10 protein-coding genes are annotated in these 12,028 nt (G+C 59.8%); 4 read left to right on the top strand and 6 right to left on the bottom strand.

Annotation, left to right across the window (positions count from 1 at the left end; genetic code table 11):
• Nucleotides 1-150 precede the first annotated feature (150 nt).
• From CQ13_RS08185 to CQ13_RS08195, 3 genes are all read right to left on the bottom strand, one after another.
• Entirely contained in the window at nt 151-1,089 is a 939-nt protein-coding gene (locus CQ13_RS08185) for a DUF2493 domain-containing protein (RefSeq protein WP_057842476.1), read from the bottom strand.
• A 351-nt stretch (nt 1,090-1,440) separates the two neighbouring features.
• Nucleotides 1,441-2,496 carry a DUF7146 domain-containing protein gene (locus CQ13_RS08190; protein WP_057842477.1) on the bottom strand — a complete coding sequence of 352 codons (1,056 nt, stop codon included), beginning with the start codon at nt 2,494-2,496 and terminating at the stop codon, nt 1,441-1,443.
• Entirely contained in the window at nt 2,496-3,452 is a 957-nt protein-coding gene (locus CQ13_RS08195; protein WP_057842478.1) for an ArdC family protein, read from the bottom strand. Before CQ13_RS08195 ends, CQ13_RS08190 begins: the two co-directional genes overlap by 1 nt.
• A gap of 563 nt (nt 3,453-4,015) precedes the next feature.
• Here CQ13_RS08195 and CQ13_RS08200 point away from each other — a divergent pair.
• The gene (locus CQ13_RS08200; RefSeq protein ID WP_057842479.1) at nt 4,016-4,264 is read left to right on the top strand and encodes a hypothetical protein; all 249 of its coding nucleotides are present in this window, start codon (nt 4,016-4,018) and stop codon (nt 4,262-4,264) included.
• Nucleotides 4,265-4,312: 48 nt separating this feature from the next.
• Nucleotides 4,313-5,089, top strand: a complete 777-nt coding sequence (locus CQ13_RS08205) for an MFS transporter (protein WP_156433572.1) — start codon at nt 4,313-4,315, stop codon at nt 5,087-5,089.
• A 1,143-nt stretch (nt 5,090-6,232) separates the two neighbouring features.
• Here the strand turns inward: CQ13_RS08205 and CQ13_RS40680 are convergent.
• Nucleotides 6,233-6,430: a hypothetical protein gene (locus tag CQ13_RS40680; protein WP_082637368.1), complete on the bottom strand. Its 198-nt coding sequence runs from the start codon at nt 6,428-6,430 to the stop codon at nt 6,233-6,235.
• Between the two features lie 786 nt (nt 6,431-7,216).
• Nucleotides 7,217-9,043, bottom strand: coding sequence for a glutamine--fructose-6-phosphate transaminase (isomerizing) (gene glmS, locus CQ13_RS08215; RefSeq protein WP_057842481.1), 1,827 nt, complete (start codon nt 9,041-9,043; stop codon nt 7,217-7,219).
• A gap of 1,330 nt (nt 9,044-10,373) precedes the next feature.
• Here glmS and CQ13_RS45400 point away from each other — a divergent pair.
• Both CQ13_RS45400 and CQ13_RS45405 read left to right on the top strand, forming a co-directional pair.
• Nucleotides 10,374-10,694, top strand: a complete 321-nt coding sequence (locus tag CQ13_RS45400) for a hypothetical protein (RefSeq protein WP_245309076.1) — start codon at nt 10,374-10,376, stop codon at nt 10,692-10,694.
• Nucleotides 10,694-10,903, top strand: a complete 210-nt coding sequence (locus CQ13_RS45405; protein ID WP_245309077.1) for a hypothetical protein — start codon at nt 10,694-10,696, stop codon at nt 10,901-10,903. The genes CQ13_RS45400 and CQ13_RS45405 overlap by 1 nt, the downstream gene beginning before the upstream one ends.
• A gap of 572 nt (nt 10,904-11,475) precedes the next feature.
• On the opposite strand, the gene CQ13_RS08225 is transcribed toward CQ13_RS45405, so the two are convergent.
• Complete coding sequence (locus CQ13_RS08225; protein ID WP_197427276.1) at nt 11,476-11,982, bottom strand: cysteine hydrolase family protein; 507 nt, start codon at nt 11,980-11,982, stop codon at nt 11,476-11,478.
• Between the last annotated feature and the right edge of the window lie 46 nt (nt 11,983-12,028).

Raw genomic sequence — 12,028 nt, forward strand, 5'->3', positions numbered from 1 at the left:
CGACGCGAGGTTACTCAAGCCGGAACTAGTTAGAAGTGCGGCTCACTGTCTAACCACGTTCGAGGTGGCGAATATGCTCGGGTGGCGCGATTGCGTCGGTTACGACGCTAGCCCTATGCAGGGAGATTTCGAAATCGGCATGGACGGCGCTCACGCGCCGCCATCGCCAAACTTCCAGACCGGGATGCCGAGCCGTTTCGCCTTGTCGGCGAGATTGCTCTGGATGCCAGTGCCGGGGAAGACCATGACGCCGATCGGCAGAATCTCCAGCATCGCGTCATTGCGCTTGAACGGTGCGGCCTTGGCGTGCTTGGTCCAGTCTGGCTTGAAAGCAATCTGAGGCACCTTGCGATTGGTCGCCCATTTGGCGGCGATCAGTTCGGCGCCTTTCGGCGAGCCGCCATGCAGCAGCACCATGTCAGGATGCTTGGCGTGGACCTTGTCAAGTCGATCCCAGATCAGATGATGGTCGTTGAAGTCGAGCCCACCGGTCAGGGCAATTTTGGGGCCGGCCGGCAGCAACACTGCGGTCTCCGCCCGGTGTTTGGCGGCGAGGAAATCCCTGGAGTCGATCATCGCCGCAGTAAGCTTGCGATGATTGACCAGCGATCCAGAGCGAGGACGCCAGGGCGAGCCGGTATGGACCTGGAAGCTCTCGATGGATTGATCGCGGAAGAGCTCCATGCAGTTACGACGTTCGACCAGCGTGATGCCTTCGGCCGTGAGCCGCTCGAGTTCCACCGATCTGATTTCCGAGCCGTCCTGCTCACGCTGGCTCTTCCGCTGCGCTTGCTCGTTGCTGTCGAGCTCGCGCTCGATGCGTTCTGTTGCACGGTGGAACAGGTTGACCGTCGACCAGAGCAGGTCATCGAGATCCGGCTCGAGGCGAGTGTCGCTTAGGGTTGCGACGAGGGCGTCGAAGATATCGGCGACAGCACCCGCGATCATCTTGCCTTCGGGAAGCGGCCTCGGGTCTGGCTCGTCGTTGAAAGGACGGTAGCCAAAGAGCTGAAGTTCGCTAATGACGTGATCCATCGGGAATGAGCCGTGCGTTGGTTCGAAATCGATGTCGTTGCGATCGGATGTCATGGTCGAGGTCCTTTGCCCGGATCGGCCGCGCCAATCGCGGCCTTCGTGGCGATCACCTGACGGCGAGCGGAACGGACCAGAAGCCGAAGCGAAGCGAAGGGCCGCAGCGATAGCGGAGGATGGCGAAGTCCGGCTATTTTGTTTCGCGATGCAAAGGCGCGTGGCCGGGGCCCCGCGAAGCTTTCTTCGTGGGGTGAACACCGCCGGCGGAAAATAGCCGGGCGCAGCCATTGCCGGTCCGGTCCGAATGCTGTCCGATCGCCCTCTAGAAGGCCAGGGCGCGACCTCTCCTCGGCGCAGCATGGACCTCCCATCGACCTGCCGTGAAGACGTCGGTAGCAACGCCAGCTTTTATCCCCTCTCCGCCATAACCAAGAAGCGGGTAACGTCCTGCGGCGCGAGTTGAATGCGCATGGCCGCTCGAAGCTCGTGGATGCCGAACGTGCGGAGATCGTCATTAAAATCTCCCAACCGAGAAGACAAAGCGATCGCCACGATACCAGCAGCCTCCGAGCGCAGCCTGAGGGCGGCCGTCGCCGCGTCTCCCGCCGCATCCGCATCCCGGACGATGTAGAGGCGACGCAGCGTCGGCGGTAGCCGCATGGCAGCGAGGTGATTGGCCGATAGTGCGGCGGCCATTGGCAAGGTAGGCAGTGCGTAGCGCAGCGACAAGATGGTTTCGATCCCTTCGCCCGCGACAAGCACATCATTCGCCGTACCGAAACGAACTGCGTTGCCGAGCAGATCGCCCATTGCCCTTCGTGGTGTGTCGATCGGCGCCTTGCCGAGCCGGATCGGGTCAAAACCCTCAGGATTGAGCCAGGTCCGGTGCGCGCCTGTTATCCGGCCATCGAGATCGGTGACGCGGGCAATCATTGCAGGCCAAATCTCGGTCCGCGCGTCCTCATCCGGCCGATAGTAGCAGCGTGGTTGGAAGCGCAGGCTCGCTCCGTAGTGCAGCTCGAAAATGGCGCGTCCGCGCAAATATTCCTCCACGAGGGTTCCGTCGATCGGCCGAGATATCGCAAACAGCCGCCGCGCCGCTTCCGGCGATCCTGCCTTTACTGTTGCGCGGACCGGCTTCGTTGGGAGATCCGGGTGCGGCCGAGGCAGCTTAAGGAAGCGCGTTGCCTCGTCCACGACATCGCGGAATTCTATGAAGCCGCAGGTTTCGCGGATGATGTCGAGGAGATCACCGCGTTCGCCCGTGGCGGCGTCGGTCCATTTGCCCGCAGGTCCCTTCGGAGATTTTTGCAACCGCACGAACATCGAGCGGCCTGGCGTGTTGCGGACGTCGCCGACCAGCCAGTAGCGCCCCACGCGCCGACCATTGGAGAGATAGTGGCGGCACACCGCCTCGGCCTCGCGCGCGAGGCGGTGTGCCAGTTCGGAAGCGTCGAACAGCATCACGCGGCCTCGCAGCGCGCGGGTTCTTCCGCCGGGCTCGAGGCGAGATCAGGCAAGAACGCGAGCAGATAATCTGCGACTTTGCTCGCCTGCGAAGCGGCGCGGACGATCGCGCGATTGTCTTCGCGGAGCACCTCAAGCCACGAACTAATGTAGTCCGCATGCCGCACGGTCGGCACGATGCCGAGCGAAGCACAGCAGAATGCAGCGGATATCTCCGCGATGATTTCCTCGAAGGCATATTTCTTGGTGCCGTAACTTCCGGATAGATCCCGGTTGAGCCGTGAGGAGTGGCCGCTGGCATGAGCCAACTCGTGCAGAGCCGTGCGGTGCCAATTGATCGGCTCAAAGTAGGCAGCCGGACATGGCACCTGAACGTAGTCCTCAGAAGGACAATAGAAAGCTCGGTTACCGCCGATTCGAAGATCGATGCCGCTGGTACTAATCAGCGCTTCGACTTGCGGCTCGATCATGTGAGGTAACGGGAGAGGCGCCATAGTCGACACCTCGGCTGGCAGCCCTTCACATTGGTCGGTATTGAAGACCGTAAAACGTTTCAGAAAGTTAATCGCTTGGGCTTCGTCGGCCGCCTCAATCGCCCGCTTCCTCTCCTCTTCGGGCACGAAGCGGTCAGCATAGACGACGGTCGTTCCTCGCTCTCCTTTGCGGACCTGGCCACCCAGCGACAATGCCTGCCGGAAGGTGAGCCAGCTCTGGCCGGAGAAGCCCCGCTCGACCACAGCGCTCCAGAGGATCAGGATGTTAATGCCGCTATATCGCCGATGTGTTGCTGCATTGTGAGGCATGGCAAGCGGCGCCTTCGCCGCGGCCGTTCCCCACGGCTGGACCCAGGGCACACACCCCGCCTCTAGTTCGGCAATGAGTCTATTCGTGATCTCGTCATAAAAATTGGTCCGGCTGGGGCTGCTCTGCGAAACTTGGTTGTGCCTGGACATCGCGGTTCTCCGCGACGGGCACCGCGAGCCTCTCTCGCGGCTATACACCCGTCACGGCAATCCAGGCCGCCACTCTGACTCTCTGGAGATCTCCTCGTCTCGGCCATCTCGGTGCGTCTCGACCGTGAATGCGATCCAGAGTCCCAGCCTTCTTGCAGCCCAGGTCGTGGAAACCGGTGTGGCCTCCGTCAATGCCCGGCGAGTGGGTTACTCGATAAGGCGACGAAACTTATGTTGCTGACATCGAAATCGTGCGCGAGTATCGCGGCGTTCTGACACTAAGTGCGAATTGCGATCCGATCGAAATGCGTAGCATGGGCACACGCCGATCACGCGCGGGCGTTGCCTGATTGTGGGCGCAGGGTCAATTTTTTGTGGCTCTCAGTCCCCGAGACTATAGACCTCGGCAGCATGGACGGACGGCCTCAGTTAGTTTGCTGTAAGCGCGGCCTGGACCGTGAAATCCTCTTGCAGCAGTTGGCGGTAGCCCATCGCAAGTCTCCCAGGACGCCGCGCGCATTGCCAACAAAGGAAGTGCCTTCAACCTGGATTAAGTCCAAATCATGGACCACCTCGGCTTGCCTTGGGACGAGGCGGTGCTGCGGCACGCCGAGTATCAGCACGCGCTCTTCGACCATCCGTACGGCCACCCGGCGGCCGAATCCGCTGGCAAACCGCTGCACTCGGGCCGGCTCGGTCGCTACGCCGAGGATCTGACGCGCGCTCAGATCGCGGAGTTCGAGCGGATTGCCGGCAGTGAACTGGCCCGGCTGGGCTATCTATCGGCACCGACATCGACCGTTGAAGCGTGAGCCGCGCCCACTGTTCCGCCGCCCTGCTCCTACTGCCGCGCAAGCGCGGTGGCAGCCGGTCCGTTCCTGGCCGGCTGGCTGGTGAGCACGTTCTCCGCGCCGACCGCGATCCTGGCCGACTCGGCCTCGTTCCTGCTCGCCGCCGCGTTGCTGTCGCTCGTGCCGATGCGCGCGGCTGCCGGCTCAGCGGCCGGGTCGACCCAGCTACTCGGCCAAATGGCCGAAGGGCTGACCACCGTGTTCGGCACCCCGATTCTGCGGGCAGTCACGTTGGCCACTGGCACCTTCATCTTTTGGTACAACGCATATTCGGCGGTCTTCCTGCTGCACCTGACGAAAGATCTGGGGTTAGAGGGCGGGACTGTCGGCGTGGTGCTCGGCATCGGTGCACTCGGTGGCGTCGTCGGCGCGGTCACCGCACCGTGGGCGGGACGTGCGATCGGGCTTGGGCCGTTGCTGACGGTTGCGCTGGCGCTCGGCGCTGGAGGCATGAGCTTGGCGGCGCTTCTCTCCCAGCCGTGGTGGGCCGCGGTAGTGTGCGTGGCACTGTCTCAGTTCCTGCTGTCGGTTGGCCAAGGAATTTACAACGTGCAGCAGGTCCCTATTCGATATGCGCTGGCCCCGCACCGGCTGCAGGGCCGGGTGAACGCGAGCATCCGGAGCGTGGTGTGGGGGCTGGCGCCACTGGGCGCGCTGGTCGGCGGTGCGGCGGGTGCCGCATTGGGCCTGCGTGCCACGTTGCTGGCAAGTAGCGTGCTGGGCGCGGCGTCGGTGCTGTGGATCTGGCGGTCGCCGCTGCGCCACACGCACAGTTTGCGTCTCTGACCAGCGGGCAGGACCGCTTATGCAGATCAAAACACTGGACGAGCTTGGCCTTCACTCGGGCCGGCTGACTGTGTGGCGGATCAACGTGCCCGGGTCCTGACCCTGGCGCCCCGACCCGCGGGCGACGGTCTCACGTTGCTTCCACTTCGCGATAGCCTTCTGGCCCTCGCCTGCGTTCAGATGCTCCCGGGGCCAACAAAGATGCCGGAGAGTAATCTAGCTGCCCATCGACTTCTGGATCATCTCATAGACGATCAGTCTAAGCCCCGATCATCTACCCACCGCGCCGCATGTCCCGCGACGAGAGCGGGACGCTACATCAACGTGGGCACGAGCAAGTTCGGCTAGATGGTCGCCGACGGCCGCATGCCACGCCCCAAGCGCGTTAACGGTCGTGTGATTTGGGACCGCTTACGGCTTAACACGACAGTCTCTGATTTGTCTGAGGAAAAGGCGCCACCATTGCGTGCGATGCCGCCGCCATTCCTGTGGACACAGAACTATCATTAGGAGGGACAACGAAACAGGCTATGTTGGCTTCGCCCTCACCGCGGAAAACAAAGACCCTAAAGAGCTGAAGAGCTTCGGCGACTTCGTCAAGTTAGAGGAGGTAGCGATCGGTCTCGGCGGCGCTTTCGTTCCCAGAAAGGCGGAATCGGTGCGGCCGCTTGCGCTTTAAGCAGCCCGCCCTTCTTCGCCGTATTTGCACGTCGCCAGGATGGGCAGGACGGCAGATCCTCAGTGCGGACCAATGGACTCTAGCAGTTTCGCACTGATCAGTGAAGTTAGCCCAATGTTCGACTTTACCTCAGCAACTCCGATTGGTTTGAGACCCGCTCCTGAAAGCCGATCCCGAAGAGGGCACGAATACGATGCATCAAGTTGTACACGCGGGCGGCGATTATATCGGCGAACTGGCCGACGCCAGCTGTGCAAGCGGGCCGACCGCCGCGCGAGACTCCGATCCGTGCCCTATTTCGCAGAAGCCGCGATGATGACCCGCAGAACAACCCGTGAGCTCCGCTCCAAAAAATCGACTCCCGCTCAATGGCTTGGACAGCTCTTCACGGACGACCGCCAGGGACCAAGCGATAGGGGCCGACACCTTGTGCGGCTCGGAGCCAGTCCCCTTTCGATGAGCACCTAAGCTCGCGGAAGCGATACCTCTTCTCGAGTCATCGTCTGCGCATCGTAAATTCTTACCTGAAGCATTGGAAAGCGCTTCTTCAGATCTTCTGCCCCTGTCTTTGCTCCGACTTTGGTCGTAAATTCGGCTTTCAATCGACCATCCACTTCAAGCGCGTAGCCTGACGTGGGCAGTTCGTGGGCGGTAGCAACCATTTCGTTTCTCCCTCGCATTGGGATTGTTGGAGGATAATAGCCTAGCGTGAGTCGCTCAAATCGCGCCAGCGGCAGAATGAGTCTGTGTAAATCGTCGCGAAGCGGTAGTTTATGAGCAAATTGGTCTTCCGACTTTCGATACTTCGGGGAATTCCCTGATCTCTTCGCACAGATAAGAACGAATGGATGCCACACCTTCCAGCGGGATCGCGGCACTTTTAATAGGAATTGCACACGGTGGACACCGATCATGCACACCGCGAATATCGAACATGGCCGCGGACGATGGGAAAGCGCTTGGAGCCAGCGATGGAACGGTCGGGCGCACACTGAAAGCGCCAAGGTCACGAAGCTTGCCGCGACGAACATGAGTAAAAGCTCACGAAGCCGAATTTGCGGTGGGACCTGGACGGCGATCTCGCCGAAGTCGCCGCGCTGACCCGCCGGATCAGCAGCGCCCGGCCATGGTGGTAGCCGACTAACTCAACCGGACTTTCAGTTACCGATGCACGGCAGACAAAGTTCCTATGGATCGCGCCGTCCCTGAATCCCGGTCCGGGAGCTGAACCCCAGTTGTACTTTTGAGGTCATTCTCGCATTTCGAGATGCGAACCATTCATGTCCGGAAGGCGATATGGACGCACGCAGCAACGACGATCGGCATCAACATGGATAGGAGAGAAATTGAGGATCTGCTCGGTTTTGGCTTGCACAGAACGGACATAACCGAACACGAAGGCCTATTGGCCGGAGGCTCACGACCACCGCGACTTTGGCCCTGCCCGCCTATTCTACGGTCACCGATTTCGCGAGATTGCGTGGCTGATCGACGTCCGCTCCCATCACGACAGCGGTATAGTAGGCCAAAAGCTGCACCGGAATGGCATAGACCATGGGTGTAAAGGTTGCAGCCATGTCTGGCAGCACAATGGTCACGAGCGAATCCACCGTCGCTTCCGAAGCCCCTGTCGCATCGGTCATCAGGATGATGTTGCCACCACGAGCGGCGACTTCCTGCATGTTTGAGACGGTTTTTTCGAAAACCCGGTCGTAAGGAGCGATCACCACCACAGGCATGCTCTCGTCGATCAGCGCAATCGGGCCGTGTTTGAGCTCGCCGGCGGCATAGCCTTCGGCGTGGATATAGGAGACTTCCTTCAGCTTCAGCGCGCCCTCCAGCGCCAAGGGGAACGACGTGCCGCGGCCGAGATAGAGCACAGCGCTCGATTTGGCGATGTCGCGCGCGAGCTTCTCGATCTGCGGTTCGATCGCGAACGCCGCAGCGATCAGCCGCGGAACTTCGATCAGCTCGCCCACAAGCTTCAATTCATCGAGGTCGGACAATTCTCCGCGCCCTTTGCCTGCGGCGACCGCAAGGGCGGCCATCACCATCAGCTGACAGGTGAAAGTTTTGGTCGAGGCGACGCCGATTTCCGGGCCCGCCAGTGTCGGCAGCACGGTTTCGCTCTCGCGCGCAATCGTCGACGTCGGTACGTTGACCACGGAAACCGTGTGCAGCCCCTGCGCCTTAGCGTAGCGCAACGCGGCCAGCGTGTCGGCGGTCTCGCCGGACTGCGAGATGACGATCGCGAGATCCCCCTTGCGCAAGGGCGCTTCGCGGTAGCGGAGTTCGGAGGCGACATCGATCTCGACCGGCATACGGGCCAGCCGCTCGAACCAATACTTGGCGACGTGACCGGCATAGCTTGCGGTACCGCAAGCCGTGATCGAGATGCGCTTAATGTCATAGAAGTCGAATGGCAGTTCGAACGGCAGCGCGATGCGCTTGGCGGCCATATCGACATAACGCGCCAGCGTCTGCCCGACCACTTCCGGCTGTTCGTGAATTTCCTTGGCCATGAAGTGGCGATAATTCGCCTTGTCTACCAGGAGCGATGACGCGCCGGACTTCAGCGTTTCCCGGTGGGCGACGGCGCCTTTCGAATCATAGATGACGCAGATCGTGCGGGTAAGCACGGCCCAGTCGCCGTCTTCAAGATAGGTGATTGTATCGGTGAAGGGCGCGAGCGCGATAGCATCCGATCCTAAATACATTTCGCCGTCGCCATGCCCGATCGCGAGCGGCGAACCCCTGCGCGCGCCGATCATGAGATCGTTATGACCTTTGAACAGGAATGCCAGCGCGAACGCGCCGCGCAGCCGCGGCAGCAACGCTTTCACTGCGTCCTGCGGCGAGTAGCCATGCTTTAGATAGGATTCGACGAGATGCGCCACCACCTCGGTATCGGTCTCGGAGGCGAAGTTAGCGCCATTCTGCTCTAGCTCAGCGCGCAGCTCGCGGAAATTCTCGATGATCCCGTTATGGACGACGGCGACATTGTCCGTCACATGCGGATGGGCATTGCGCTCAGTCGGCTTGCCATGGGTGGCCCAGCGCGTATGACCTATACCGGTATGACCCGACAGCAGATCACCGCGTAGCCGCGCCTCGAGATTTTTCAGCTTGCCCTCGGCACGCCGGCGTTCGAGATGGTCGCCTTCAAGCGTCGCGACGCCTGCGGAATCGTAGCCGCGATATTCCAGTCGCTTGAGTGACTCGAGCAGCTGCCCCGCGACCGGACCACGCCCCAAGATGCCGATAATCCCGCACATGCTGATCAATGCCCTCCAGCTTCAAGGAAATCATCTTCAAAATCGCAGAAACTTCTCAACCAAATTCACTCGTCTGAAGGTACTCAATACTCATTGCGGATTGCGACATCGTTAGCGGTTCAACTCTGGGATTCTCTGTCGGAGCAATCAGTCTCGCTATCTTAGAAGTTTCAACCATCATCGGTTCGCCCAACCGCAGCGGCTTTGGCGAGCACAATCGAATACCAGTAGGAAACGGCAGCAAGCGCTGCGAACGAACTGAGGGTTTCGAGGTGAGCCAAATACTCAGGCGCGAGTCCATGGTCCCGTGCGACAGCGAGACAAGGCGCAAACAGACTCTTCGTCCGGTAGCGAAGATAGCAATCGTAGTCGCAATAGGGCTGCCGGGTGGAGATATCTTGCTCGTAGCGCGACCCTAGGGATCGACGACACTCGATGCAGATCGACGGACCGCGTGGCGTCCTGCGATAGAACTTCATAATCGTCCGTCAGCTCGTCTTACTTCCTTGCGCCGAGAGCCATTCAGGGCGCTCCGGCCCGATTCTCGACGAGACTAAAACTATTGCGATTGATGGCTCAATTGTACGTAAGTAAGCCTTCAATATTGAAAGGGTTTGGAGGGCTATACGAAGGTTTGTAATCCGCCGCTCCTCCGTTAGTACTGATGTCAGCGGTCCACCCTTGCGCGGCCAGCTTGCGCGATCCCGTTAGCGGAAACGGTTTGCCATGAACAGCCTCGCGCACTTTGCCGTGCCGCCTAGGCCGCGGGATCTGTTCCCGAGTTGAACGCACGGTTGTTCCTGGGCGGGTCTAGTACCTCGACAGAGGTTTTGACTGATTGGTTTGGCATCCAAGACGGGTAGTTGCTGAGGAGGACCGGCACTTCGATGCTGCGCGGCGAGTCGGGCTGCCGCCTGATGAGGCCCGCATGTTCGAGGGTTAACACCACCTCGAGTGGCGTTGCATTGATTTAATCGAAGGTACCTGCCCGAGCCCCCACCGAGCGATTGACGTGAGCGGCTTGCGAAAAAAGCCTTGCCACGCTGCCCTCGACAGTACACTCGGATTCGTCTTGGTGATCGAGTTGACCGAGATCAATGACGGCCGCGCTGGGCTTCTATTGAGCTGTCAAGGCGATGCTTCAGGCGAGTTCTGACGGAGTGCGGCCTGGAATTGCAGGCCACCAAAACAAGGAGGCGACAACATCGTGTAGCAAATATGCTTTGCGAGAGTTCGGGAAGAAAATGCGTCTGCCAGACTGCTCGTACCGTTCGTGATTCGGAGGAGTCGGACGATCACGCCGGTTCGACGGAATTGGTGTCCCAAAGAGTTGTTCAATGCTCTGACGCCGGTGATTTTCACCGCAGATCTATCCGTTTTGCGCGCACGTTGGAACAAGTTGTGGCCAGAATTGTATACTGACGCGAGGCATCTGAAAAAGAAGTTTTCCATCCGCAACTTGATCTCTACCGAGGAAGCTGCGGCGTTCTTTGATGCCTGGGCCGCGGACGAGGAGCGTCACGCCGAGGGCTTTATCCAGATTATGGAGCTCGTCCCTGATCGATCCGAAAAGGATCTTTGGGAGGGATTGGACGCTCGATCACAAAATTTTAGTGCAATCAATGAATACCTGAAGACGAATTCTCTTTGATGGTTATGATCGCCTTTGATGAAATGTGCACCTGCCACGCCTATGCTGCGGATAAGGATTTTTATGCCGGACTTGGGAACGATAGATTCGTTCGTTGGCTAAGGGAAGTGACTGTCGACGAGGCAGTTCACTCGATGAACGTGGTTAACGTTATCCGCGCCCAGTACTCCGATCGCTTCCGCGAAGTCGGCACAATCCTCGACGGCTAACCAGCGGTGTCGCCTATGAGTCGGACTATGGCGGGACCTTCGTTCTGGATTACCTCGGCGAGAAGTACACGAAGGAGATGATAGCCAACTGCCGCGCCACGATCCTGAGAAATGTTGCCGAGCCGCTCACGACCGCAGAGCGAGATGAACGGAACGGTCGGCCAAGTTGACCTCAACGCCGTCGCACCGGCTGCGGAGTGATTCCGGCGCCGAGGCGCCCAGCCTTCTCCTTCGGCTCGTACATGACCGGTTGCCACGCAGCTGAACAAGGAACGTCAAATGAACGCGGTCGCTTCAGGCGTCGATGAATTGATCGTTGTGCTGTTTCAGCCTTCCACGTCGCTGAGTTTTCTAGACCTAAAATTCCGCCAGACCTCGGATCAGCGACCGTTGGCCTCTAGCGCATGCCGCAGTCGACCATGCTCTATGCCTACACCCGTGGCTCGTGCTGATAGCGGGCCGATATGGGGCTGATCGACCGGGATCTGCTGACTGTAGACGAACAGGCGATCAAAGAGACCCGGGTCGTTCGGACGATCTTTCGTGGGCGGACTTGCCGATGGTAACCCAGATCACGATAGAAGCTGCTGAACTTTTTGCGTTAAAAGCGGATCATGCAGACATACCGCCCATTCCAGCAGCATCTGGCGCACCGTGGTCGCCAAGATGCCATGAAGCGCCATCCGATCCAGAGCAAGTGAACGATCCGCATCGACACGCGTCGCGATCAGGTCCGAGAGGAGGCGTACGTCATATCCACGCTCGGCGGCCTGCAGAGCGGCAATGAAGATATCTTCTTCGAGCCAACCTCCTCCAAAGAAAATGATACCGGTCTCGCGTGAAGCCAGATTGTCCGTAAACCGCCGATCGTGCCAAATGGAAAGAGCGTCAACGTCCAGCTGCGTCATCGAGTACACGAGTTGCTGACCCTTAATCCCGAACGGCTGGCATTCGCCAATGAGGGTCGACGCGACGGCGAACATCTCCAAGCCCGTCTGCAGCAACGAGAAACTGACGTGCCGCGGGGCAAGACCGGCCGAAGCCGGCGTCTCGCCGCGCGTCATATTGATCAAAACCACCCGACTATGTCGTGGGTCTGCAAGCATCTACGTGTCAAATGACCTT

This window comes from Bradyrhizobium retamae, assembly GCF_001440415.1.
In the GTDB taxonomy this organism is placed as follows: domain Bacteria; phylum Pseudomonadota; class Alphaproteobacteria; order Rhizobiales; family Xanthobacteraceae; genus Bradyrhizobium; species Bradyrhizobium retamae.